17 protein-coding genes and 1 pseudogene are annotated in these 25498 nt (G+C 55.2%); 11 read left to right on the top strand and 7 right to left on the bottom strand.

Annotated elements, in window-relative coordinates; translation table 11 throughout:
* The first annotated feature begins 196 nt into the window (after positions 1-196).
* Positions 197-1402 carry a sugar MFS transporter gene (locus KSY55_RS07035; protein ID WP_034881083.1) on the top strand — a complete coding sequence of 402 codons (1206 nt, stop codon included), beginning with the start codon at positions 197-199 and terminating at the stop codon, positions 1400-1402.
* Here the strand turns inward: KSY55_RS07035 and KSY55_RS07030 are convergent.
* Positions 1387-2724, bottom strand: coding sequence for a DUF4153 domain-containing protein (locus tag KSY55_RS07030; protein ID WP_034881085.1), 1338 nt, complete (start codon positions 2722-2724; stop codon positions 1387-1389). The two genes, KSY55_RS07035 and KSY55_RS07030, sit on opposite strands and share 16 nt — an antisense overlap.
* Positions 2725-3030: 306 nt before the next feature.
* On the opposite strand from KSY55_RS07030, the gene KSY55_RS07025 reads away from it, so the two are divergent.
* Genes KSY55_RS07025 through KSY55_RS07015 form a run of 3 tightly spaced genes read left to right on the top strand, consistent with a single transcriptional unit; the run spans position 3031 to position 8424 of the window.
* Complete coding sequence (locus tag KSY55_RS07025) at positions 3031-3564, top strand: DUF2975 domain-containing protein (protein ID WP_022245125.1); 534 nt, start codon at positions 3031-3033, stop codon at positions 3562-3564.
* A 1-nt stretch (position 3565) separates the two neighbouring features.
* Positions 3566-3781 carry a helix-turn-helix transcriptional regulator gene (locus KSY55_RS07020; RefSeq protein WP_004220392.1) on the top strand — a complete coding sequence of 72 codons (216 nt, stop codon included), beginning with the start codon at positions 3566-3568 and terminating at the stop codon, positions 3779-3781.
* Positions 3782-3810: 29 nt separating this feature from the next.
* On the top strand, positions 3811-8424 hold the full coding sequence (locus tag KSY55_RS07015) for a DEAD/DEAH box helicase (protein ID WP_217749636.1): 4614 nt from the start codon (positions 3811-3813) through the stop codon (positions 8422-8424).
* A gap of 132 nt (positions 8425-8556) precedes the next feature.
* Here the strand turns inward: KSY55_RS07015 and KSY55_RS07010 are convergent, their stop codons facing one another.
* A complete protein-coding gene (locus tag KSY55_RS07010; protein ID WP_217749637.1) occupies positions 8557-11244 on the bottom strand; it encodes a DNA topoisomerase (ATP-hydrolyzing) subunit A in 2688 nt (895 codons plus the stop codon).
* An 85-nt stretch (positions 11245-11329) separates the two neighbouring features.
* Here KSY55_RS07010 and KSY55_RS07005 point away from each other — a divergent pair, with 85 nt between their 5' ends.
* Positions 11330-12556 carry an alkaline phosphatase family protein gene (locus tag KSY55_RS07005; protein ID WP_171842580.1) on the top strand — a complete coding sequence of 409 codons (1227 nt, stop codon included), beginning with the start codon at positions 11330-11332 and terminating at the stop codon, positions 12554-12556.
* Positions 12557-12558: 2 nt separating this feature from the next.
* Here KSY55_RS07005 and sepH read toward each other — a convergent pair whose 3' ends face one another.
* Positions 12559-13614, bottom strand: a complete 1056-nt coding sequence (sepH, locus tag KSY55_RS07000) for a septation protein SepH (protein ID WP_217749638.1) — start codon at positions 13612-13614, stop codon at positions 12559-12561.
* 149 nt (positions 13615-13763) lie between these two features.
* Here sepH and KSY55_RS06995 point away from each other — a divergent pair, with 149 nt between their 5' ends.
* From KSY55_RS06995 to KSY55_RS06985, 3 genes are all read left to right on the top strand, one after another.
* A complete protein-coding gene (locus tag KSY55_RS06995; RefSeq protein ID WP_022245122.1) occupies positions 13764-14057 on the top strand; it encodes a DUF4193 domain-containing protein in 294 nt (97 codons plus the stop codon).
* A complete protein-coding gene (dut, locus tag KSY55_RS06990; RefSeq protein ID WP_004220381.1) occupies positions 14057-14533 on the top strand; it encodes a dUTP diphosphatase in 477 nt (158 codons plus the stop codon). The genes KSY55_RS06995 and dut overlap by 1 nt, the downstream gene beginning before the upstream one ends.
* A 153-nt stretch (positions 14534-14686) precedes the next feature.
* Positions 14687-17008, top strand: a complete 2322-nt coding sequence (locus KSY55_RS06985) for a bifunctional (p)ppGpp synthetase/guanosine-3',5'-bis(diphosphate) 3'-pyrophosphohydrolase (RefSeq protein ID WP_065441098.1) — start codon at positions 14687-14689, stop codon at positions 17006-17008.
* A 119-nt stretch (positions 17009-17127) separates the two neighbouring features.
* Here the strand turns inward: KSY55_RS06985 and KSY55_RS06980 are convergent, their stop codons facing one another.
* Entirely contained in the window at positions 17128-17667 is a 540-nt protein-coding gene (locus tag KSY55_RS06980; protein WP_022245121.1) for a peptidylprolyl isomerase, read from the bottom strand.
* Positions 17668-18010: 343 nt separating this feature from the next.
* Between KSY55_RS06980 and KSY55_RS06975 the strand changes: the two genes are divergently transcribed.
* Positions 18011-19390, top strand: coding sequence for an MATE family efflux transporter (locus KSY55_RS06975; RefSeq protein WP_217749639.1), 1380 nt, complete (start codon positions 18011-18013; stop codon positions 19388-19390).
* Between the two features lie 149 nt (positions 19391-19539).
* Here the strand turns inward: KSY55_RS06975 and KSY55_RS06970 are convergent, their stop codons facing one another.
* Positions 19540-22191 carry a X2-like carbohydrate binding domain-containing protein gene (locus KSY55_RS06970; protein WP_254881882.1) on the bottom strand — a complete coding sequence of 884 codons (2652 nt, stop codon included), beginning with the start codon at positions 22189-22191 and terminating at the stop codon, positions 19540-19542.
* A gap of 275 nt (positions 22192-22466) precedes the next feature.
* Positions 22467-22766, bottom strand: a complete 300-nt coding sequence (locus tag KSY55_RS06965; RefSeq protein WP_141639770.1) for a hypothetical protein — start codon at positions 22764-22766, stop codon at positions 22467-22469.
* Positions 22767-23503: 737 nt separating this feature from the next.
* Here KSY55_RS06965 and KSY55_RS06960 point away from each other — a divergent pair.
* A pseudogene (locus KSY55_RS06960) lies at positions 23504-23863 on the top strand (transposase); the annotation flags it as partial.
* Positions 23826-24392 (top strand): Abi family protein, encoded by a 567-nt coding sequence (locus KSY55_RS06955; RefSeq protein ID WP_368041972.1) that lies wholly within the window; start codon positions 23826-23828, stop codon positions 24390-24392. The pseudogene KSY55_RS06960 and the gene KSY55_RS06955, both read left to right, overlap by 38 nt.
* 514 nt (positions 24393-24906) lie before the next feature.
* Here the strand turns inward: KSY55_RS06955 and KSY55_RS06950 are convergent.
* Positions 24907-25317, bottom strand: coding sequence for a hypothetical protein (locus KSY55_RS06950; protein WP_004222545.1), 411 nt, complete (start codon positions 25315-25317; stop codon positions 24907-24909).
* Positions 25318-25498 lie beyond the last annotated feature (181 nt).

Here is a 25498-nt window from a genome sequence, read left to right as displayed (position 1 = left end):
CGTCAGCTCGCCTTCCGCTACGTCAAGACGTTTCGGAGGGTATTTTTTAGTGAAGATGGTATGCGATTCCGTGTGGTAAAGGTTGAAGATTCTACGGTAGATAGTGCAATCAAGTAGTTACCGATTGGTAGCTATATGTGCTTACAATAATGGCGGATATTGTCTTCTGCGGCTACCGATCAAGAAGGAGTAGGGCGTGGTTAATCTTTTGCTTGCGGTGATTTATGTGGCGTTCATCAGCCTTGGCCTGCCGGATGCGGTACTGGGTGCCGCATGGCCGACGATGAGTGTCGATTTGGGTGCTCCCATTTCGTGGGCTGGCGGCATTTCCATGACGATTTCCGCTGGCACCATTGTTTCCGCGTTGCTTTCCGATCGTATGACCTTGCGTTTTGGTGCGGGCAAGGTCACTGCGGTTTCCGTGGCGTTGACGGCGTTGGCATTGTTCGGCTTTTCCGTTGCTCCTAACTATTGGGTGCTGATTCTGCTTGCCATTCCGTACGGCTTGGGTGCGGGCGGCGTTGACGCGGCCCTCAACAACTATGTGGCGATCCACTACGAGAGCCGTCACATGAGCTGGCTTCACGCCATGTGGGGCATTGGCGCGTTGACTGGCCCATACATCATGGGATTCGCCTTGGGCGCCGGCCAAGGATGGTCGTGGGGCTACCGTTATATCTCCATACTGCAGGTTGTGCTCACCGCCATTCTTATTTTCAGTCTGCCACTGTGGAAGAAGCGTTCCGAGGTAAAGACGGGCGAAGTTTCCGGCGAATCCGACGGAACGGCCAATGATGAAACTCGCAAACCGCTTGGTGTGCGAGGTGTGCTCGCCATTCGTGGCGCCAAAGAAATCCTGGTGATGTTCTTCTGCTATTGCGCATTGGAGCAGACGGCCATGCTGTGGGCTAGTAGCTACATGGCGCTTGGCAAGGGCATCGATAAGACCACGGCGGCTATGTGGGCCAGCCTGTTCTGCATCGGCATCACCGTGGGTCGCTTGGCGAGTGGTTTCCTGACCATGAAGTTTAATGATCCGGCCATGATTCGCCTGGGGCAGGCGCTGGTGCTGACCGGTATCGTCATCATGTTGCTGCCGCTGCCTCGCAATATCGGCACCATTATGGGACTGATGATTGTCGGTCTTGGCTGCGCACCGATCTACCCGTGCGTCATTCATTCCACGCCGGCATATTTCGGCGAAGACAAATCGCAGGCGATCGTCGGCATGCAAATGGCATGCGCATACGTCGGCTCGATGTGCATGCCGCCGGTATTCGGCTTGATCGCACAGCATATCAGTGTGCTGTGGTTCCCTCTGTACATGTTGGCTTTCCTGGTGCTGATGGTGATCATGCACGAGAGCCTGCGTAAAAAGTGCGCTGGTCAGACCATCGACTGATACGGTGTTGTCGCCATTGCCATTGCGATACCATGAGCCGCATTGTAGATTTCGCATATATGGTTCGGGTTGCTGAAGCCGAGCGCCACGTACCATACGATAAGCAGTGCGGTCATGGTTGCAGCCAATGGCAGTTGTCGTATTTTCAGGCGAATAAGGCATAGCAGAATCGCGATCGCAAGCAGGGCGATAAATGACGCCGAAAGGTACCGCAGCCAAGTCAAACCGTATGCGTTGATGTACAGTCCTAACCGAAGCGCCGCCGAAGCTAGAATGACGGCGGTTAACGCCAGCAATGCTACCAGTGCCGCGTTGAGCATGCGCGTACGTGGCGCGAGTGCGATCGCCAAACCAAATAGCGTCACATTAATGGCCGTGACTGCCAGCAGTTGAAAGAATCCGCCGCGTGCGTATTCGCTATAGGTCAATCCGTCTGGCAGTGCGATCGAACCATCGGTGAACAATCCTGCGAACAGGAACCGGATCTGTACGATGCAAAACAGCATGTACACAGTCAAAGTCACGGCCAATACCACGAACGCAGTTACCGAGCTGAGGGAGAATCGTTGCTCCGGAGGCGTGGAAGTGGGTTCATCGTCGAGTCCAATAAGCAGTGAGAACAGCAAAGGCCACGGCAACACGATGAACATGATGTGCAGAGTGATCGTCATCGGGTTGAAATCACTGAAAACGTTCAGCACTTCATATTGAACTATTTGATCGGCTCCGATGAGCAATGGTACGATCGTCAGAAGCAATGGAGTGGAAATCAGTAGCGCAATGCCGATTTCGCGCACTTTCGAACGTTGCTTCGACGCGACTGCAAATCTTGCGAATATGACGGAAAACGGTTCCGCAAAATCGCGAATGTGAATAAACGGCTGCTGCAACCAGCCGGTAAGCCAATTCCAGGCAACCTGAAGTGGACGGCGAACATCATAACGCCCGTTGACCAGCTGACAGTGCAGCATAAGCAACGCCGGTTGAACGAATTGCGTGGTGAGCGCGTACTCGTCATTTCTCGAATAGCACCAGGTCGACTGAGCGAGTGTATTCCACACGCCAATGGCGACGATGCTTCCCAAAACAAGCCAAACAAGAACTTGTTTTCGTGCGGTTTTCCAGTGCAGCGCGGTTACGGTAAGAGCACAGATGATCCAGAAAACCGGCAGTTCATATCCGATAAGCCATGTCGGAGGTATGCTGCAGATCAGACGGTCGAATGCGAAAGTGATGAGAAATGCAGCGCCAATGGTGATGACCGCGCGTTTGTTGAGGGGGCGTTGCGCTATTTCTTCCCGCGTGATTTTGGGTTTCGCCAAAGGTTGTTCCTCCTGATGCGCGGATGGTTCATGTGTTGGCTGGCTCCCTTGTGTTTTTGGTGTTTCTTGGGTTTCTTGTGCTTCTGGTAATGGCGATGATTGTTGGGATTGCGAAGTCTGCGATGGGGAAGTGTTGGCTGGTTCCGGCATGATAATGATTCCTTTCTGAGATATGTTGGACGTCATCGTACATATCGAAAAACGATAGAAAAATATCGATTAACATACTTTCACAAGATTTGCATATCGAATATCGATAGATTATTATCGATATTCAGGTTTATTGGATTGAAGGAGACGGATATCATGCCGAATTCCGCAGCGAAACGTTCCATGGTGATTGGCGTATTGCGTGTGCTGATTGTGATAATTGCAATATGCTGCCTCGGACTGCAGTTCAGTGCGATTGCGGCATCCGCTGGCGTTGCTTCCAAGTATGCCGACGCTGACTCGATGCATTGGCTGTATGCGGTTGCCGCAGTGCTGATTGTCGCTTGCTTCGAGTTCGCGTTGGTGCCGCTGTGGAGATTGCTGACCTTGGTTGAAAAACGTGATGTCTTTTCCGGCAAGGCCATGCGTTGGGTGAATCACATTCTCGTATATGCGGGGATTGAAGGCATGCTGGTGCTCGCCGTGATGGTCGGTCAAATCTGGTTGTCGCCTTCACGCTTTCTGATGGCTGCGATGGGGGTTGACGGGCAAATGTTTCCATACGTCGTGCTGGCGGTCGGAGTGGCGGCGCTTCTACTGATCGCGGCGTTCGAACTGTTGATGGTGGTGATGCGCTCGCTGTTGATGCAGGCCATCGAACAGCGTGATGAACTGGCGGCGGTGATCTGATATGGCCATTCGTGTGAACCTTGATGTGATGCTCGCCAAAAGGAAGATGAGCGTCAATGAGCTGGCGGAGGCTATAGGCATAACGCCGGTCAATGTTTCGGTGTTGAAGAACGGGCGGGCCAAGGCGATACGGTTTTCCACGCTTGATACCATATGCGAGACGTTATGTTGTCAACCGGGAGATGTGCTCGAATGGGTTGCCGACGAAGATGAATAACGTCTTGCGGTAATGCGATCATCGAACGTATGTACGAATGTTTGAACCTGTTTTCAGAGCCGACCAAGGCATGGTTCAAACATGCGTTCAGTCGGCCCACTGAAGTCCAGCAGCAGGTGTGGCCGGCCATCCATTCCGGCGAGAACGTGCTCGTTGTGGCGCCCACAGGGTCGGGTAAAACCCTTTGTGCGTTCCTTTCGGCTCTTGACCGGCTTATGGCGGGCGGGACGCGTTCCGCAGGAGTGGATGTTCATGGCGAAATCGCGGCAGCCAAGAGCCATGCGGAACAAAAAGCTGCAGGGAAAGGCTCCCGCAAGAAAACGAAGCGTGGCGTCAAAGTGCTATACATTTCGCCTCTGAAGGCGCTTGGCGCTGATGTGGCGAAGAACCTTGAACTGCCATTGCAGGGAATTTCCCAGCAGTATGAGGCGATGGAGCTGCCCATCCCCGATGTCGAAGTGGCCATGCGCAGCGGCGACTCCACACCTGAACAACGTCGAAGAATCGTCAGCCATCCGCCGGATATTCTCGTCACCACGCCGGAATCACTATTCCTGCTGCTCACCTCCAAGGCGAACAGCATATTGACGAGCGTGGAGACGGTGATCGTCGACGAGATTCATGCGGTCGCAGGTACAAAACGCGGCGCGCACCTCGCTGTCAGCCTCGAACGCCTTGATAAGTTGATTGGGCATCCAGTGCAACGCATAGGGCTTTCGGCAACCGTTAATCCCGTTGAGGAAGTAGCACGGTTTCTCGGTGGTTCGCAACCGGTAACGGTGGTGAACCCCGGCGCTGTTCCGGCCATGGATTTAAAAGCCGTGGAACCATTGCGCAATATGCTCGACACCAGCGCTACAGGCGGTTCGGTATGGCCGGTCATTGAACGGTCCATTCTCGACGAGGTGTTGCGGCACCGAACCACATTGATATTTGTCAACTCGCGTGGACTGGCGGAGAAGCTCACCGCACGGCTCAACGACATGTATGCGGAGTCGAAACAGGGCACGGTGGCAACTGATCTGAGTGAGCACCGTGACTTGGGCTCACCGGAGGGCCGCGAGCAATTTGCCGGGCACTATGACTCGGTGGTGGGATCCACCACCATGCTGGTTGAATCGCATGAAGACATTGATGCGATTGCCATGGCTCATCACGGGTCCGTGTCAAAAGATAGACGTAAACAGATCGAAGAACAGTTAAAACGCGGCGAATTACGTTGCGTGGTGGCCACTTCCAGCCTGGAACTCGGCATCGATATGGGTTCGGTGGATCTCGTGGTTCAGGTGGCCGCCCCATTGTCGATCGCATCGGGATTGCAGCGAGTGGGCCGTGCCGACCACAATGTCGGCGGAGTCTCGCACGCGTTGTTCTTCCCCATAACCCGCCAACAGATTATTGGCGTAACAACCAGCATGGAATGCATGAGGGAAGGGGCTATAGAACCATTGCATATGCCCCGCAACCCTCTGGACGTGCTCGCACAGCAGACCGTCGCAGCCGCGGCCATGGAAGATCTTTCCACGAACGATTGGTACGAGCTTGTGCGTCGTTCCGCACCTTTCCAAAATCTCGACCGGTCTATGTTCGACGCTGTCGTCGGCATGATGACGGGCGCCTACAACAGTGAGAGCTTTTCCGCATTCCGTCCACCGCTGCAATACAACGAAGAGGCAAAGCTGATTTCCGCACGTCCAGGAGCGCAACGCTTGGCGGTGACCAGTGGCGGCACCATACCCGACCGTGGCATGTACGCGGTGGTGCTTCCAGAAGAGGGCTCTGGTCCAGGTCCTCGGCGAGTGGGCGAGCTTGATGAGGAAATGGTATACGAATCCCGCGTGGGAGATGTCATCACTTTGGGGACTTCCACCTGGCAGATTCAGGAGATCACACGAGATAGGGTAGTGGTGGTTCCTGCTCCCGGGCGCACCGCGCGCTTGCCATTTTGGCATGGGGATCAGGATGGGCGTGATTATGGTTTCGGATTGGCGCAAGGGCGTTTGACGCGTGAGCTCAGCCAAGGATTGCATAGGCGTGAACCAGCAAAGAATGGTGATCAGAATACGGCTCAGACTGTATTGGAAGCACAGTTCAACCGTGAGACCGCGCAACGTTTGGAACGAGATGGTCTCGACCATAATGCCATAAGCAATCTTGCCAAACTGCTTGACGAGCAATGTGAAGCGACCGGTACGATTCCTTCGGATCGTGATCTCGTGGTGGAGCGTTGCCGGGATGAAGGCGGAGATTGGCGCATCATCATCCATTCACCATATGGTAGGCGCGTGCATGAGCCTTGGGCGTTAGCCATCACCACTCGAATCAAACAGCGGTTTGGTTTCGACGGTCAAGTGTACGCGGTCGACGATGGCATTGTTTTACGATTGCCGGACGGTTACGGCGATTTGCCTACACGTGAGCTGTTGCTATTCGACGTGGACGAATTGCAACGCACTGTTGAGACGCAAGTTGGCGAAAGCGTGCTTTACATGGCTCGATTCCGCGAATGTGCGGCCAGATCACTGTTTCTGCCGCGCACACGTCCCGGTAAGCGTGTGCCTCTCTGGCAGCAGCGGTTGAAGGCCGCGCAACTGTTGAATGCGGCTCGTACTTGCAAGAACTTCCCCCTCTTGTTGGAAACTGCGCGCGAATGCCTGCAGGACGTATATGATTTGCCGGCATTACGCACGATTATGACAGGCCTGCATGCGGGAACAATACTTTTATCGGAGGCAACTACTGAAACACCTTCTCCGTTTGCGCAGAACATGCTGTTCGGCTTCGTTGGATCGGTGATGTACCAGTATGACGTGCCCCAAGCCGAACGAAGCACGCAGTTGCTGTCCATGGATCTGGAAGTGCTCGAACGGCTTCTAGGAAGCACGGATATGGCATCGTTGTTGGACGCCGAAGCTATTACACAAGTGGAGGGCGAGCTTGCTGGGCGAACATTCTGGAATGATCTCGCCGAAGAAGATATCGGCGGGCGCGTAACAAGATACGCCAAAACGCATGGACCATTCACCGCTGACAAGATGATTGCCGAACTGGGCATTGACGCGGCTCAGGCGGTGCATGCGCTTGATGAACTGGATGCCCGAGGAGAACTCATCAAGGGAAGATTCACTGATTCAGGTGAGACTTCCGAAAAGAACGATATTCAGCAATGGCTCCACAAGGATGTTTTCCGGCGTATTCGAGCATTGTCTCTTGCCAAGGCCAGAAAGGCCGTCAAACCGGTCGATCCGAGCGTCTATCAGGCGTTTCTGCTTAATCGTCAGGGCGTTGGCCCTGTTGGAGGTGAACGCTACGAAGGCGTTGATGGTCTGATGCGTGTCATCGAGCAGTTGGAAGGCGTGTTCCTGAACGCTTCGGTATGGGAGTCCATGGTATTCCCGGCACGTGTGCGTGACTATCAGCCTAGTATGCTCGACGAACTCATCTCATCGTCGGATGTGGTGTGGGTCGGTTCGAAAGCAAGTGGATCCAACGCCAAAGAAGCTGGTGAGATCGCCTTCTATCCAGCAGGTTCCTTGCTGCTCAACCAGCCTGAATCGGCGGTGGATAAGCTGAACGATAATGAAACGTTGACCATGCCGGATGCCGTGTTAACGGCGTTAAGCGGTGGCGGAGCATTTCCTATTCAACTGCTTTCAGCCGTGACAAAAACCATCTGGCTTGAGCATGCCGAAGCGCAGGTGAACCCCGAAACGGGCGAAATCATCTTTCCGGCATGGGGCGAGCGGCAGTTCGAAGAAGCCTTATGGTCACTGGTATGGCAGGGGAAAATGACGAACAGTTCGTTCGCACCAGTACGAGCGCTTCTGCACGGAGGCAAAACCGTTCGCGCACCCCGTCGTGCCGCGCGTAGACGCGTCACCATGCGTCCTCCAACACCATTGGCGCTGAGTGGATTATGGTCCGCAGTATCTTGTGGCGACGGGCGAACCGTTATGCCAAACAAACCACTAGACGGTGTTATCGAGCCGGGCATGCTCGAAAACAGCGATACCGGCATTGGCATGGCGCATACGGCAAGTGTAGAGGAGCGTGAGCTGGCGCTCATCGACTCATTACTGGACCGATACGGCGTGATTGCCGCTCCTTTGGTTGACAAGGAACGGATTGCCGGAGGATTTTCAGCGCTCTATCCGGTACTCAAACGAATGGAAGAACATGGCACACTGGTCCGAGGCATGTTCGTGAAAGGTTTTGGCGCGGCACAATTCGCGGAACGAGACACCGTCGACGCGCTGCGCAGCGACACGCAATGGCACAGTCAATCCTGCGTTGCGCTCGACGTGATCGATCCCGCCAATCTCACTGGTTCCGCAATCGCCTGGCCAGAACAGGATTACCTCAAACCAGCACGCAGATCCGGGTCCATCATTGTGCTCAAACAAGGCGAACCGGTACTGTTCTCCGTGCCAAAAAGCCATAAAATTGTCAGCTTCACCGCAGACGAAACAATATTAAGACCGTCATGCGCCGAACTTGCCTACGTATTGCAGCGCCAACCCAGCGGCAGCATCAGCTTCAGCGAAATGAACGGAACATCATTGAAAGCACGCAATGAATACCGGCAAATCCTTTACGCCGCAGGTTTCGTCGATAGTCCGCAAGGCATGAAACTTTACTGTTGAAAAAGATCATCATCGCTAATGCATAGTGACAGCGCGGACGAAAACGCAGGAACAACAATGCCCGCGTCCTACGAACGGAATCCTAAACGATTCCAAACTTCGTAAAACGCGGGCACGTCACATTACAATGGGTCAGCCGACGATGGCGATTGGCGCGGAAAGTTCCGTACCAGAACCGTCACGACGCATATCCGGCTTCGGCAATTCCACGCCGGCACCGCCCTCCGTGGAAGCATGTACCGGATATGTGCCCACGAAGGCGAGGATCAACGTATCCTGCCCCTTAAGGAAACGCTGCGAACGCACGCCACCGGTACCGCGACCCTTTGTCGGGTACATCTCCAACGGGGTTACCTTCGCTGAACCATTCTCCGTGCCCGGCAGTGCTTCGGAATCGCCGGCAACCGTCAATACCACGGCTCCAGACGCGGAGAACAGGCCATTGTCTCCCTCCTCGTAATTCCAAGCCACCTTGTTGGCGGGAATCACCGCAAACGCGGCAACCGAGCAGCCTTCAGCCAAGCGGATACCTGCCATGCCGCCCGCGGTACGGCCCTGAGGGCGTACGTTCTTCGCATCAAACGTCAGCAAAGACGAGTCGGTAGAAACAAACACCAGTCGATCCTCATCGCGCGCTTCAGCGGCAGCCAGCACTTCATCGTCATCCTTCAAATCGATGATGCTCCATGAATCCATCGTGGTGGGCGACTCACGATTCCAACGCTTGATCACGCCATTACGCGTGCCCAATGCAAGAGGAGCAGGTTCTGCGGCATGATCACCGGAATCATCGGCAGTTGGCATGGCAATCGCAGCAATCACGCGTTCGCCGCGAATCGGATCGGTATTTTCCGTCATACCGATCAACTCTTCGGCATGGACGCCGCCAGTCACATGGAGCGGACCATCCGCAGACACAACCGGCAACTCCACGACATGCGCCACAATCAGACGGCCGGCAGATGTGATCAAACCATATGAGGAACGTGTGGTGGTAGGGAAAATCGAAATAATCTGATCGTCCTTCACACGTTTGTCGGCAGAAGAACGATTCTCCCAACGTTCCAACGCATCTTCGGAGGTTCGCGCGATCAAACCCGTGGCCGACAGCATCACCGCACATGGTTCGTCGTCAATCTGCAATGCCACAGCGGCCGCATTGTCTTCACCGGCCTTCGTCGCTGCCTTAGCGGCTGCGGCAACATCAGCTGCTGCGGAAGAGACCGTTGCGGCGGCACGGGCTGCGGCCATAGCCGAAGCGGACACGCCATCATCACCATGCGCCACAACAGGCACAAGCTTACCATCGGCATCCTCATCCAGCAATACGGTTCGACGAGGCGTGCCATACGTGGCGACGGCCTCATCCATTTCGGAGATCACCACATTGTCGAGCGCTTCGGCGGAAGCGAGAATACGATCCAACTCTTCGATACGTTGCTTCAAATCGTCACGTTCCGACTCAAGCTCGATGCGGCTCATTTTCGTCAGACGACGCAGACGCAAGTCAAGAATGTACTGTGCCTGAATCTCATCCAGATCAAACACCTTGATGAGCTTCGTCTTTGCGGCATCAGCATCGTCAGACGAACGAATCACCTGAATCACTTCGTCAATGTCGACCATCGCAAGCAGAAGGCCTTCGACCAAATGCAGACGCTCCAACGCCTTCTTCTTACGGAATTCGCTACGACGGCGAATCACCACACGACGATGGTCCACCCACACCTGAAGCATTTCCTTCAAACCCATGGTGTGCGGGCGGCCGTTGACCAACGCCACATTGTTGATAGTGAAATTGTCTTGCAACGGCGTGTGCTTGAGCAGTTGCGCAAGCACGGCGTTCGGATCGAAACCGGTTTTGATTTCAATGACAAGACGAGTGCCGTTATGACGATCCGTCAAGTCGATCGCCCCGGAAATACCTTCCAGCTTGCGATTCTTCACGCCCTCGGAAATACGTTCCAGCACTCGTTCGGGCCCCACCATGAACGGCAGTTCCGTCACGACGATGGCTTTCTTACGGGCCGTCACATTTTCGATATGCGTCACTGAACGCGTGGTCAACGCGCCACGTCCGGTCTCATACGCCTCACGAATGCCGTTACGCCCAACGATCACGCCGCCACTTGGCCAGTCCGGACCTGGAACATAGCGCATAAGCTCTTCCAACGTGGCATCAGGATGATGCATCAGATGCTTGGCCGCGGCAACCACCTCGCCCAGATTATGCGTCGCCATATTCGTGGCCATGCCGACGGCAATACCGGAACCGCCATTGACCAGCAGATTCGGAATCGCAGCGGGCAAAACAGTCGGCTCCTGCAGCTTGTTATCGTAATTCGGCGTGAAATCAACGGTATTCTCACCGATATTGGCATTCATGCCAAGCGCTGCCTGGGCCATACGCGCCTCAGTGTAACGGGAGGCCGCAGGACCGTCGTCAAGGGAACCGAAGTTACCATGGCCATCCACCAACGGCAATCGCATCGCAAACGGCTGCGCAAGACGAACCATCGCCTCATAGATGGCGGAGTCGCCATGCGGGTGCAACTTGCCCATAACCTCGCCGACCACACGGGCCGATTTCATATACGGACGATCAGGATTGAGATTCATCTGGCCCATCTGATAGATGATGCGGCGTTGCACCGGCTTCAGACCATCTCTGGCATCGGGCAACGCGCGGGCATAGATCACCGAATACGCGTATTCGAGGAACGACTTGCTCATCTCCTCATTCAACGGTGTTTCGACGATGTTCTCTTTGACCGTACGCGGGTCAAAGGCTGGTTTTGCCGGTTTGCGGTGCGACACCATGCGGTGAATCTCCTCACGGAAAAGTAATGGTAATCAACCTAGCAATGCTACCAGCCGGTACCGCCGCGGTGCTTGAATGGGAATTATGAGTGTTGAAGTGCCAAGCGTCGAAGAGCTGCTCACCATGACCGAACCGGCATGCTACGGCGATGACGTGTCATCTGAAGGAACCCGTGGGGGAGCGTTGCACCTGTCATCGGTACTTCCTGCTGTTTCCAACGCCATCGGATACCCCATGCCAACGGCAGTCCATCCTGATCCGAAGCGTTTGCAGGGAGCGCTCGGCATTCCCGATGCGACTTCCGTGGTTGTGGCGCTCGTGGACGGTCTCGGCTACTGGAATCTCAACATGAGGCTGGGACATGCCCCCTACTTGCGTGCGCTGATGAACGACACCGCCAATCAACGTCCCATCGCAACATGCATGCCAAGCACCACCGTCGCAGCCATGTCTACCTTCGGTACGGGAACATGCCCCGGTATGACCGGTATGACCGGCTACACGCAGCTCAATCCGAAAACCGATGAAATATGCCAGCTGATTTCCTTCAAAAACGCAATTCCTCCGCTTGAATTGCAGCAACAACCGACCATTTTCGAACGGCTGAGCGCGCAGGATGTTCGAGTGACCAGTTCTGGACTGCCGAAATTCGCCTTTTCCGCGTTGACGCAGGCGGCGCTACGGGGCAGCGACTACATTTCCAACGATGATCCGCGAAAACGGATTGCAGCCGCGGCGCAAGCGGCAAAAACGCCCGGTCTGACATATTTGTATCTGAGGGACACCGATAAGATCGGGCACAATTACGGTTGGGATTCCGACAAATGGATCGGCACGTACGAGCGCGTTGACGGGCAACTCGGCCTTCTTCGCCGTAGCGTGCCCAAAGGCACATTGATTGTGATTGTGGCGGACCACGGCATGATCACCACTGATCCCGAATCCGTGATTGACATTGCACAGGACCAGCGACTCATGCAAGGCGTCGCCCATGTCGGCGGAGAACCACGTTGCGTCATGCTCTACGCGGAACAAGGCGAGAATCCAGAAGACATCGCCACACGATGGCGCAGCGTGCTGGAGGACCGTGCGCAGGTGCGCACGCGCTCGCAGGCAATGGATGAAGGCGTGTATGGGCCGGTGGAAGCTCGCGTCGAACCGATGATCGGCGATGTGATCGTATCGGCCGCCAAAGCCGTCACTATTGTGGACTCACGTACGCAAGCAGAAAAGGCGATGCACCTGCCAAGCGTGCACGGGTCGCTCACCATGCTCGAATCCGACATTCCCTGCTTGATCGACGTGGCCTAACTTCAGTCGCCAAACAGGATTTCGTCCCAGCTTGGCACGGCGGAACGTCCGGCACGACGCTTCGATTTGGTGGTGTTCTGGCTATGCGGGTCAAGTGTCTGGTTCTCGTTCGCCATGTTCGAAGCAGGCTCCGGCGTGGATGGAACGGTATTGCGTGTGTCGGTGTTTGTTGCGCTGGCTGTATTGGCTCCTGCAGCAGGGTTCTCCGGTCGGCTCGGCAGAGGCAAGTCGGATGCGATGGCTGGCGCGTTCGGCGTGTCAGGCGTGTCGGATTCATTAGACACGCCGCCGATTGGTGCGATCAGAACGGAAGGCGCTGCCGCGGGACGGGCTGCAGGCATGGACGGCTCGGGCGTGTTCCATGCGGACACCGTTTGCTCGATACGCGCCGACCGTGCGGAATTTCCGGGAAGATTCAGTGACACGAGAAAATTTTCATCGGCGTGTTTCTCGGCGTGTCCTTCTTTCGATGTGTCCTGTTCTCCAATGAGTTTTCGTGCTGCGGAATTCAGGCAGCTTACGGCATTGTCGTGCATGTTCCACGACCATTCCGCGCAGACATTGTGACCGGAGGAGACGAACTGAGCGCTGATTTTCCAAGGCTCCAAGCCAAGTCTGGTGGCCTTCCAAGTCACATCTTCCAAGCGCACCCGCGCTGCCGCAAAAGTGCGTTCGATCAGTTCGGAAAGCGTGCGTACGCGGCTTTCCTTCGGCGCTGGAACGGCGAGAAACTGCTCGATCGCATATTGCTTTTCCGTTTCGACCGAAGCCGAGAAACGCCGAACAAGCGCTTCGCTTAACGAATATCTTTCCGCGACACGCGCGGGATCGGCGCCAGCGCGAATCAACGATTGAATTTGCGAAATCGGCAGGGTGGGTGGGATGCGTGTTTTCTGTTCCTCCTGTACTTCGGAACGAATCTGCTTGGCCTCCAAAATGGCTCTTTCAAGCGCTTCGTCGACCTTTACAGCGAACTTTCCGGCACCTGAAACAAAGACGAGTTCACCGGTGTCGCTGACATGATCGAACCGCGCTTCCTCGAGTGAATTCCCAGGCACAACACACCACTTTCCTTCAAGAATTTCTGTTTATTCCATTGTGCCCCACGTGTCGGATTTTACGAGTATTTCGATTCGTGTATCCTATGCGGGGTAAAAGTCATGTATCCTATGGCGCATAAGCACCATAGATGACGAAAGGAATCTCGATGGCACAGGATTATGATTCCCCGCGCAACAAAGACGAGGACGAGGAGTCGCTCCAGGCTTTGGGCAAGAGCTCCCAGAACACTTCCAACGATATGGACGATGACGAGAACGCCATCGCCGAAGATTACGAGCTGCCCGGTGCGGACCTCAGCAATGAGGACGCCTCGGTGACCGTCATTCCTATGCAGGGTGACGAGTTCATCTGCTCCGAATGCTTCCTGGTGAAGCACCGTAGCCAGCTTGCCTACACCACTGACGACGGTCAGCCGGTGTGTCAGGAGTGCGCTGCCTGATGGCGTTCGACGAAGCATATAACGAACCGGAAAACGTCGAGGTTCTGGTAAAGTCGCTGGATCCTGACCATCCGGCGGAATTGTATTATGCCCATGCCGGTGACGCTGGCGCTGATCTGCGCACTACGGAGGAAGTCACGCTGAAGCCGTTCCAGCGGGCACTGGTGCCTACAGGAGTGGCGATCGCCCTTCCAGCGGGTTACGTGGCTCTGGTGCATCCACGGTCCGGTCTTGCCGTCAAGCAGGGTGTGACTGTGCTCAATGCGCCGGGAACCATCGACGCGGGGTACCGTGGTGAGATCAAGGTGCCGCTGATCAATCTTGATCCGGAACACACCGTGACGTTCCATCCGGGAGACCGTATCGCGCAGCTGGTTATTCAGCGTTACGTCGAAGCGAAGTTCATCGAGGCGGAAACGCTGCCTGGGTCGGATCGCGCTGAGCGTGGGTTTGGTTCCACAGGCGTGGCTTCCTGAGCTGAACGCACTGGCTTAGTCGCAGAGGAATCGGCAAACGCTGACATCTCAATGGTTTCGGGGGTATTTGGCCTTGCAACACGCGGTCGGATGCCTCGGATGCACGGTGAGGCGCGGGTAGTATAGGGAGCATTGCGAGCGAGGAGGTGGACGATGGGTGACGTTGAGCGTGAGGTTCATTCTGCCCGAATGTTGGGCTGCGAGATCAGCACGAATCCGCTTGATCCGCTTGAGCCGATCCTGAAGATGTGCGAATACCATCATCCCGATGAGGACATAAGCATTCTTGAGCGCGCTTATGAGCGTGCGGTCAAGCAGCATTCTTCGCAACGGCGCAAATCGGGTGAGCCGTACATCATCCACCCGTTGGCCGTGGCGCAGATTCTTGCCGATCTCGGCATGGGACCGTTGGTTGTGGCCGCCGGCCTGTTGCACGACACGGTTGAGGACACCGACTATACGCTCGATGAGTGCCGCGCCGAGTTCGGCGATACCGTGACCGGTTTGGTCGATGGCGTCACCAAGCTTTCCAAGATGGAATACGGCGATTCCGCGCAAGCCGAAACCATTCGCAAGATGGTGGTCGCGATGAGCCGCGACGTGCGTGTGCTGGTCGTCAAACTCGCCGACCGTGTACACAACGCGCGTACTTGGCGTTACGTCAAAACTCCGAGCGCGCAGAAGAAAGCGCATGAAACGCTTGACGTGTACGCGCCACTTGCCAATCGTCTCGGCATGAACGCGATCAAAACCGAATTGGAAGAGCTCAGCTTCAAAGTGCTCTATCCGAAGATCTACAACGAGATCGTGGTGCTGGTGGCCCGTCGCGCAGGCCAGCGAGACGTGTATTTGAAGCAGATTCTCGCGGAGATCAACGAAGATCTTGACGAACAGAACATTACGGCGTACGTAACGGGACGTCCGAAGGACTATTTCTCGATTTATCAGAAGATGATCGTACGTGGTCATGATTTTGCGAATATCTACGATTTGGTGGGTGTGCGCATCATCGTCGACACGATTCAGGATTGCTATGCCGCGTTGGGTGCGGTGCATGCGCGTTGGAACCCCGTTCCGGGCCGTTTCAAGGATTACATCGCCATGCCAAAGCTCAACATGTACCAGAGCCTGCATACCACGGTGGTGGGTCCTGGCGGCAAGCCTGTCGAGATTCAAATTCGTACGTGGGACATGCATCGCCGTGCGGAATTCGGTATCGCCGCGCATTGGAAGTACAAGGAGAACGGTCAAGCTGGCCGTGCGCTGAGCTCGCCCGATAAGTCCGATCGTAAACGTGGCGAGAACCAGGAGCTGAGCGAGGCTGACAATTTCAAGTGGATTCAGCAGCTCGCCGACTGGACGAGTGAGACCCCGGATTCCAATGAATTCCTTGGCTCCCTGAAGGAAGATCTGGGTGCTGCCGAAGTCTACGTGTTCACTCCAAAAGGTAAGATCGTATCGTTGCCTGCCGAGGCGACACCGATCGATTTCGCTTACGCGGTGCATACCGAAGTCGGCCACCGTACCATGGGCGCCCGCGTGAACGGACGTCTGGTACCGCTCGACACCAAGCTTGAAAACGGCGACACCGTCGAGGTGCTTACGTCGAAGTCCGAATCGGCTGGTCCGTCTCGTGACTGGTTGAGCTTTACCAAGAGCCCGAAGGCACGCAACAAAATTCGCCAATGGTTCAGCAAGGAGCGTCGTACCGAGGCCATCGAAGAAGGTCGTGACGAGCTGACACGAGCCATGCGCAAGCGCAATCTTCCGATTGCGACTCTGCTGACTCCCGAGGCGTTGATCGGTGTTGCTGATGAGCTGAATCTCGCCAATGCCGAAGCCGTGTTCGTGGCGATTGGCGAAGGGCAGATTTCCACGCAGAATGTCATCTCGCATCTGGTCCGTGATGCGGGCAGCGACGAGGTGAATGAGGAGGTGGAGCAGGAGGCTCTGCCGCTCAAGCAGGTGGAACGCACCAAGAAGACCACCAGCTCGCTGGGCATTTCCGTCAAGGGCGTGGGAGACATTTGGGTCAAGCTCGCCCGATGTTGCATGCCGGTGCCAGGAGACAACATCATCGGCTTCATCACCCGCAATCAGGGCGTGTCCGTGCATCGTGTGGACTGCCAGAACATGCTGGACTTGCAGAAGCGTCAGCCGGAACGTGTGGTTGACGTGCAGTGGACGAGTACCAAGGGCGTGTTCATGGTCAAGATTCAGGTGGAGGCGCTCGATCGCCCGCATCTGCTGAGCGACGTGACGCGCGTGCTTTCCGACCATGGAGTGAACATTATTTCCGGCTCCATTTCCACGGGAACCGATCGTGTGGCCACCAGCCAATTCAGCTTCGAAATGGCCGACCCCCAGCATTTGAATACTTTGCTTGCCGCAGTGCGCAAGATTGAAGGCGTGTTCGATGTGTATCGTATCACCGGTGCCAAGGACTCCGCCGAACCTCGTTTACGCAAAATATGACACGATCAGTGCGGTCGTGAGACTCATCTGAACTGCTGTAGATTCTCTCGGAGATAATGAAAAGCCCCTCACGCGAGGGGCTTTTCATTGTTTTGCCGTAAGTCTTGTTGATGCGAAACTTACTTCAGCACTTCGATGGAAGTGATGCCGACCGGTTCGAGCGGAGCATCGGAACGGTCAGTTGCCACGGAGTCGAGCTTGTCGACGACGGCCTTGGACTCGTCATCCGCGACTTCGCCGAAAATGGTGTGATGGCCGTTGAGCCATTCGGTTGGCACGGTGGTGATGAAGAACTGGGAGCCGTTGGTGCCGTGGATCTTGCCGTCCATGCCGCGGCGCAGGCCGGCGTTTGCCATGGCCAGCAGGTATGGGCGATCGAAGGTCAGTCCTGGAACGATTTCATCATCGAAGTTGTAGCCCGGGCCGCCAGTGCCGGTGCCCAGCGGGCAGCCGCCCTGGATCATGAAGTCCTTGATGATGCGGTGGAAGGTCAGACCATCGTAGAACGGCTTGTGGCTCGGCTGGCCGGTGAATGGGTCGGCCCATTCCTTTTCGCCGGTGGCGAGGCCCAGGAAATTGGCCACGGTTTCCGGGGTCTTGTCATCGAACAGGTTGATCTTGATGTCGCCTTCAGTGGTGCGCATGATAACTGTAGTCATGGTTCCTAGTGTCTCATGGGCTTGAGACCAGGCGGTAGCCCATTGACGCGTTCGGGGATAAGTTCGACGGTCACATGAAGTATTACTGCGAAGGCGGATTGGGGAATCCACTAGGGTTTGGATGGGATCGAATGGGTCTCGCAGGAGCTTGGACTATGCGTCACGAGCGGTTCAGGAATTATATGCCCCTCTACCTTTATGCAGACAATCAGCGAAAACCTTCAACGACATTCTCAAATAGCGCAAAACAGACATAGCCAAAATCTGAGCAATCAACGGCGATGATGAAACACGTGACCTTACACTGCACATGCAGTTCCCAACACACCAGACGCTTACGATTATGACCACATCAACTTCGCAGAATACTCACGAAACAGATACCGCAAACAACGCATCATGCACCACCATCAGCACCATTCTCACACTAGCCATACCAACATTCGGGCAACTTATCGCCGAACCAGCATTCGTACTCATCGACACCGCCATCGTCGGACATATTGGCGGGCGGGCGCTCGCAGGTCTGTCGGTCGGGTCAACCATTGTGCTCACTGTTGTGGGGCTATGTGTGTTCCTTGCGTATAGCACCACATCGCAGGTGGGACGTCTTTTGGGCGCCGGCAAGCGGAGAGAAGGCTTGGAAGCAGGCATTGATGGCCTGTGGTTGGCTGGAATCATTGGCGTGGTGGTGTCTGTGGCGCTGTTCGTTATTGCACGCCCGTTGTGCATGGCCATGGGAGCCCAAGGGAGTGTGCTGCATAACGCGGTTGACTATGTTCGCGCAGTGGTGTTCGGTATTCCCGGCATGTTGCTGGTGTATGCGGCCAACGGTATTTTCCGCGGACTGCAGAAGGTTCGCATCACGTTGGTAGCTGCTACGCTGGGTGCGATACTCAATACGTTGCTGGATCTGCTGTTTATTCTCGGATTCGGTTGGGGTGTGTTTGGTTCCGGAGTGGCCACCCTGATTTCGCAATGGTTTATGGCGGTAGTGCTGATTGTTCCTGCTGTGTTGTGGACTCGTGCGGAAGGTGCCCGTTTACGGCCGCGTTTGTCAGGAGTGTTGAACAGTGCTGGCGATGGTGCGGTGTTGTTCTTGCGCACGCTTGCGTTGCGCGCATGCCTGGTGGCGAATGTGGTGCTGGCTACGCATATGGGCGTGGAAGTGTTGGCTGCGTATCAGGTGGTGAATTCCAGTTGGAATTTCGTGTTGAACATGCTTGATGCCATTGGTATTGCCGGTCAGACGTTGGTTGCCGCGCAGATTGGTGCCCGTCAAGAGGATGAAGCCATGCGTTTGACGAGAATCGCTGGCAAGGCAGGATTATGCGGAGGAACGGTAATCGGTATTGGTTTGATGATTGCCGGATGGTGCGCGTCCCCGCTGTTTTCTCAGTCGATTGAGATCCAGCATTTGCTCACTGTCGGTATGGTGGTTGTTGGCGTGACATTGCCGTTGGCTGGTTGGATGTGGGCTGTTGATGGCATTCTGATTGGGGCAGGGGATTACCGGTATCTTGCATTGACGTGTACGGCGACGGCTGCAATATATGTGCCCTGTCTTGCTGTGATTGGTTGGATATGCGATGCGATGCAGGCTTCTTCCGCGCTGCGTATGGCGTTGCTGTGGCTTGCGGTGAATCTGTTATTTGTAGGATTGCGTGCCATTTTCAATGGTTTCCGTATCGGAACTTCCACATGGTTGCATATCGCACATTGAAATCAGCTTGTGATAGCAGTTTGACATGACGTGAGATAGGCGATCTCTGCAAAATAAAAAATCCCGCATGATTCCGGCGAACCGGATCATGCGGGATTGTTATTTGCGGACGAACTTAGGAATGAGTCCTAAGAACAGGCTCTGGCAATTCAGGAACGCTTGCGCTTGAACACGAACAATGCCCCTGCTGCAACAACCAGAACAGCGACCACCACAACAACGCCGATTACGTTGGAACCGGTGTTGGCAGTGTTTGCCTTCTTGTGTGCGGCAGGCTTCGTATTCTGCTTGTCATCATCCTTCTTCGGTGCGTTCGGAGTGCTGTCCTTGATAGTCACAGTGAAACGCACGCGTGCACCCTGGTTGTAGAACACCACCACAGAACCGGTGCTGCCGGTTTCGCGACCATTGAGGAATGCGCTGCTCAACACGATGGAACCGTCATCGGCCACGGTGTAATCCGTGCCGGCGGTCAGTGACTGGTAGTCGTACTGCACGTCTTCCACGGTATTGCCATTGGGGTTGATGCCAACGGTCAGACCGTTGGCGTTGGCGCTCTTCTTATCGCTATCATACTTGTCGTAGTCGAATGCATCGCCATTCGTCAGCTCAGCATTCTTGATTTCACCATCATTCAGCAGCCACACCTGAGTGCCATGGTACGGGTTTGCGGTGCCAATTGCCAGACCGGAATCGGTGACGGCGAACACGCGTAGACCGTGGTTGTTGTTATCTCCGAAACCGTTACGGCTGATGGTCTGGAAGTTCGTGCCATCGGAGGAGACGATCAGGTCAAAGCCACGAGTCTCATCGTTGGAGTAATGCAGGTAGCTGAGCACGCCCACGAAGTCGATGAAGTTCTCCAGATTCTCTTCGGTAAGCCACTTGTCGAGCTCGTTGGTAATGAATTCCGGCAGATACTGCTTGTTCTTGTTGTACAGGTCGAGCAGCCGCTGCAGGGATGCGAGGAACTGGTAACGATCGTCGAGCGTGTAGGTTTCAGCGGCCTGCGGAGCGACACCGTCAGGGGAGACCACGTCGGTCTGCTTGGAGTTGAGATCAGCGCCCATGTCCTCCAGCAGCTGCTGCATGGTAGCCACGTCAGCGGCCACTTCGTCGGTCTTGCCGGCTTCTTCAACTGCCTGTGCAGCTTGATCGCTCTCAGATGCTTCACCTTCGTTCAACGGCATGATGTCATCATCGCTCGGCTTGGTGGTTTCCTGAGATTCGGACTCGGAAGGCTTGGAGGCTTCCTGAGAGTCCGTGCCGATAGTACCGGAAGTGCCGTTCTGGTCATTCTTTTTCAGAGAGTCGAAGAAGATCTTGATGTATTCGATCTGCTTCTTCCACTCTTCCGGAGTACGCTTCAGAATGTCGCCGTTGGCGAACTGGGTTGCCGGGTATGCAAGATCACTGATGTCGAAGGTGCCGACGTACAGCTTGCCGTTGTAGGACTGCATACGCCACACATACTGGTTCAGGTGACGGCTCTGCTCGTCGCTGTCGCCCAAGCCGGACAGCATGGTATTGCCATCGATGGTGCCTTTGGAATCGCCGAAGTACTTGTTGTTGGCTTCGCCGGCGAGCATTTCGAAGTTTTCGTTGCCGTCTTCGTCAACGTCCATACGCCACAGGTTGACCGGGCTCTCCAGATCCTTGTACAGATCGGAGAAATCCATCTGCATGGCCTTCTCCAAAGCGTTCATCGGATCGTTGTAGCCGCCGATGTACAGGTGGCCCTTGTATACCACCATGTTGGCTGCGCCGGAACGACTCGCTCCGAAACCCCACTCGTACTTGGCGCCGTCTGCCGGATCGCCGACCAGCGGCTTGAAGGTCCACTTGCCGGTTTCCTTATCTTGCGTGCCGCGCACGAGTGCGAAGGATTGCTTGTTGTTCTTCGCGGTTCCAGTTACCATAGTGACATAGAGATTGCCCTTGAAGCCGACCATATCCCACACACATCCACCGAACACTCCATCAGTTACAGCGCATGCCGGATAGTTGTACAGGCCCTCGGTCTGGGTAGCGATAGTGGCGAAAGAATCCTGGCCTGCTGACGGGTTGGAAGAAGCCACAATAGTGGCACCGTTGTCGGTGATCATGCTGGCGATAAGCTGATTGTTGACCACGGTCAAACCACGGATACCAGCAGTGTAGCCCTTCTTCAGACCAGTGGTCATGGCAGCGGAACGATACACGATTTCAGTGGCATCATCACTGCTCGGATCAACTTCCAGCAGGTACGGCTGACCCTTTGCGGCGGCAGCAAAGTACAGCTTGTCATGGAATTCAACGGCTGCACGATAGCCGTTGACCGCATGCTCTCCGCCAATCGCATTGACGATGATCTTCACTTCACCGGTCTTGACGTTGATCTTGAGCAGCAAGCTGTGGTTCTCGCCATTGTCGAGGAACAGCTCGCCGTTGAACGCAACATCCAAAGCGGCCTTGATGCTGGCATACTTGGCGCCCATGGTGTTAGCCATGTATTTCAGCGTGGAACCCATTGCGGAATAGCAGGTGCCCACATACATCCAGTCGCCGTAGCCGGCCGAAGCCCATGAATAGTTCTGACCACGCTCGGGCAAACCCTGCGTGAGATCATCAATGGATTCACCGTTCAAAACGTTTACGATACCGTCATCTTCGCCCAGCCCTGCATTGGGGTGCGAAATCTTGGTGGCCGTATAGCCGGCACCAAGTACGGCGGTATTCGAGGATTCATTAGCATTGGCGCTGCCTACTACCGGCAGCAACATGGCGCAAGTCGCAAGCGTTGCGATTGCAGCATTAATCATTTTATGGTGGTTGACCATATTTTCCCTAATCTCGTATACTCCGAAAAGATATTCCTCGTGTGGCATATCTAACAGAAGAAAATACCAAAAAGGGGTGACCTAAGGTACTATACGGAAAACATCGGGAACAAATCTCACCAAGTAGTGTTGCGCTAACTAGTATTTGCGTGACTTTGCGGATGTGCGCATGCGAAATCAGGCTTTAGAAGCGCGTGCGACAAGCCGCTTCTGCACGTAAAGTCCAATGGACATTGTGCAATGGCGGAATCAGATCGTTAACCGTCAACATGCATAACGAAATCAGCGGCGTAGCCAATGAAACAATGTGAAAATGTTTGACAAGTGCGAAAAAACAGGAATACGAAACCCGCAAATCCCAGAATATCGGACGCAAAAATATCGTATCCAAACGTGTCGAGAGTACTGGGGTGGCCAGTCAATGCAACGACTACATCGGGAATCCCATCGCGCACGATATTCAACAGAAGAAAAGCGATGAGCGTGGTGCAGCCTCGTTTTACAATCTTGCGAGGGTTGGCGTCGGAGAAGACCAGATTCGACCCGAGACTGATCATGAACACGGATGGTCCAAGAATGCACAGATACAGAAACACTTGCCCCACTAGCTGATTTCACCTTGGAAGAAATTACCGTCAAGCACTTCGTAGAGATGCGCCGAGGGAAGACCGAGAGGGGCGGAACGCGCAAGATCGAAGCTGCCGTAGTTATTTTGTCTGCTCTCTCATGATTACGTTATGCTCACTCCAGTGCCCGAACACTCCCTCCATACCCGAAAAGGAGGAACATGCGATCCGCCAAATGGGCTTCCGTCGACAACGAATGCCAGAGAAAGCCCGTATCGCCTACCTTAATCAGCAAGCAGAATCGGCGTGGTTCTACCTTAAAGCCACTGGCGTCATGCTTCGAGTGTGGTGTTTGCGGGCTGTGTTTTCTCTGTGCATATGAAACGTGCCACCAGGCGGTCGGATGACGCTTGCGGAGGGATGTCTTGTGCACAAAAATGTGTCGTACGAGCGCTTAAGCTTGGTTATCCCGCTTACGTATGGTAGATTCCGTGCTTTATCCTGAGACATCTCGCTTATATATGGCAGGTCAGGTTGTCATGACAGCTGTTCTCATACCCCCTAAGTACGCTTTTCCGAGGTGTATCTGCCATACATAAGCGAGATAGGGATAAAAGGGGGTATCGATGTCCGAGAGAACGCGTCTTCATTATCCAACGGTGTATGTGGTTCATGCGGAAGATAAGAACAGGTATAAAAGCGTTCCTGACTATACGGTATACGTGGGGGAGACGAAGGTCGCCGCGGCGCGCGACCACGTCGAGAACGGTCTGACCAAGGCGGAGGTCATGGCCATGCACGGGATCGCGAGCGTCACACCCCTGGAACGCTGGTGCCGCGAGTACCGGGCCGGAGGTCCGGAGGCGCTCGGGCCGAGGCCCAAGGGCAGGCCCAGAGGCTCGAAATCCAAACCGAAGCCCGAACCGACGCTCGAGCAGGAGCTCGCCGAACAGGTCGCCTATCTGAAGGCGAAGGTCGCGTACCTGGAAAAACTCCGGGCCCTGCGGGCGTCCAAGTCACGCGGCGCGAGCGAAGCGCCGTCCGAGCGCCGTGGCGTTGATCGACAAGGTCTTCAAGCGGATACTTGAGTTGGACGGCAACCCGCGTAACAGGGGCGACTATGGCGGCAAGGCGTATATCCGCCATTGCATGGAAGACCACAACGGCCAGGTCCCGTTGTGGGTGCTGGCCAACGATCTTTCTTTCGGCCAGACGGTATGGTTCTTCCAAGTCCAGTCCCCGGCCGTCCGATTGGCGGTCGCCGAAAGTTTCACCGGTTTGTATGCGGACACGCACGACGGGCCGTGGCGCATCACCATCAAGCGGTTGGACAGCATCTTCAACAGACTGGTGTTCTACCGCAACCTGTGCGCGCATGACGAGCGCTGCTATTGTGCCCGGTACGATGGGCGCGCTAACGAGAACGTGTACCAGGCCATCGGTGATCTTGGCTATTTGCTTGACAAGGACGATTACTTGGAATTGTTCGGTCGCTTCTCCGCATTGGTCGCACGGGCGACCTCCGCCATGCCATCGCGGAGACAAGCGATCCTGTCTGCTATGGGCGTGCGCGAACGGGAACTGGCCGACAGGGCGGAAATCATACTGCGCAGCTGACCGTTCCTGCCATTGGGACGGTGGCGTCGCAGGCGGCTTTGGACTATGAGCCAGCTGATCTGGGCTGTCTGCAATAGGCCTGTGGGATTCGGGATGGATTTGGGATGTCATTGGCGGCTGGGACGGTTGTATGGGCCGCGTATCGTTCTGTCTATTGTCCGCCATGGAGACGTGCTGCCGGGCGAATGCTTCTGGGCACCACCCAGGCGGAACATCATGAAACCACAGGGGGTATTGCACTTTTCCGTGCCAGTCGGCGAAGACGCTGAGCGCCGGCAGGGTGGTGGAACGTTCCCGGATTATTTTCGGGTGTCTGGAGGTGCCTCGTGGAAAACGAGGGTGATAGTCAGGTTTCCCAAAAAATGAAAACCTTGGAACAAAGCCAAAAACGACCACACGCGATTATCGTCAGAGGTGCGCATGATAGCTATAGTCATGATTTTCATGCTTATGCCCCTGTGAGGCCTGCTCGGTCGTGAGGACTATTCTCGGAGAGACGTGATGTCCGGGGTGGTTATTTCCAGTTAAACGTGTAGCTCTGGTCCGATTGTTCCTCGCCGTGGGTGGTGACGGTCGGGATGTTGCCGTGCCAGGTTACGGTGAAGTTGTCCGAGTCCAATGATTTGCCGTCGTTGTGCAGGTCCGTCTTGATTTCTGTGACGTTCTCGGCTCCGATGACGTTGGAATCGGTGTCCCAGGAGACTTTGATCGTGATGGTGCTTGGGCCGAAGAACATGGGCGAGCCTAGTTCGCCGATGGCCACTTCGCAGGTGCCGTCAGAGGATGTCGTGTTCACGATGCTGTGGGGCATGTCTATTTGCGTCCATATGAGGGTACAGCCGCCGGCCCAGACCAGTGCGAGTACAAGGACGATATGCTCGATAATGCGCGCCGCTTTATGCTGTTTTGGTAATGTTCCTGTCATCAATGCCCCTGCAATCGTGCCGCGCCTCTTTTGTCTTTGAAGTAGTTTATCGATGTTCTGGATGGTTCGAGGTTATACGGTGTTTTGAGATTACCATACCTGACATGGCAGTGGGATTGTTCCTTCTTGTCTAGGCGCCACTAAACAAGATATCGCCAAACGGCTCGGACCGAGCGAGACC

The sequence above is a fragment of the Bifidobacterium sp. MSK.13.1 genome (assembly GCF_019131435.1).
Lineage (GTDB): Bacteria > Actinomycetota > Actinomycetes > Actinomycetales > Bifidobacteriaceae > Bifidobacterium > Bifidobacterium pseudocatenulatum.
The sequence above is the reverse complement of the archived record's forward strand: the minus strand, read 5'-3'. Positions and strand labels throughout refer to the sequence as shown.

Excerpts from the sequence above, each read along its gene's own strand:
- KSY55_RS06950 (WP_004222545.1), bottom strand. The coding sequence starts at position 25,317 with ATGACAGGAACATTACCAAAACAGCATAAAGCGGCGCGCATTATCGAG.
- dut (WP_004220381.1), top strand. The coding sequence starts at position 14,057 with ATGGCGTTCGACGAAGCATATAACGAACCGGAAAACGTCGAGGTTCTG.
- KSY55_RS07015 (WP_217749636.1), top strand. The coding sequence starts at position 3,811 with ATGTACGAATGTTTGAACCTGTTTTCAGAGCCGACCAAGGCATGGTTC.
- KSY55_RS06995 (WP_022245122.1), top strand. The coding sequence starts at position 13,764 with ATGGCACAGGATTATGATTCCCCGCGCAACAAAGACGAGGACGAGGAG.
- KSY55_RS06965 (WP_141639770.1), bottom strand. The coding sequence starts at position 22,766 with ATGATCAGTCTCGGGTCGAATCTGGTCTTCTCCGACGCCAACCCTCGC.
- KSY55_RS07005 (WP_171842580.1), top strand. The coding sequence starts at position 11,330 with ATGAGTGTTGAAGTGCCAAGCGTCGAAGAGCTGCTCACCATGACCGAA.
- KSY55_RS06980 (WP_022245121.1), bottom strand. The coding sequence starts at position 17,667 with ATGACTACAGTTATCATGCGCACCACTGAAGGCGACATCAAGATCAAC.
- KSY55_RS07020 (WP_004220392.1), top strand. The coding sequence starts at position 3,566 with ATGGCCATTCGTGTGAACCTTGATGTGATGCTCGCCAAAAGGAAGATG.
- KSY55_RS07010 (WP_217749637.1), bottom strand. The coding sequence starts at position 11,244 with ATGGTGTCGCACCGCAAACCGGCAAAACCAGCCTTTGACCCGCGTACG.
- KSY55_RS06970 (WP_254881882.1), bottom strand. The coding sequence starts at position 22,191 with ATGATTAATGCTGCAATCGCAACGCTTGCGACTTGCGCCATGTTGCTG.
- KSY55_RS06985 (WP_065441098.1), top strand. The coding sequence starts at position 14,687 with ATGGGTGACGTTGAGCGTGAGGTTCATTCTGCCCGAATGTTGGGCTGC.
- KSY55_RS07025 (WP_022245125.1), top strand. The coding sequence starts at position 3,031 with ATGCCGAATTCCGCAGCGAAACGTTCCATGGTGATTGGCGTATTGCGT.
- KSY55_RS06975 (WP_217749639.1), top strand. The coding sequence starts at position 18,011 with ATGACCACATCAACTTCGCAGAATACTCACGAAACAGATACCGCAAAC.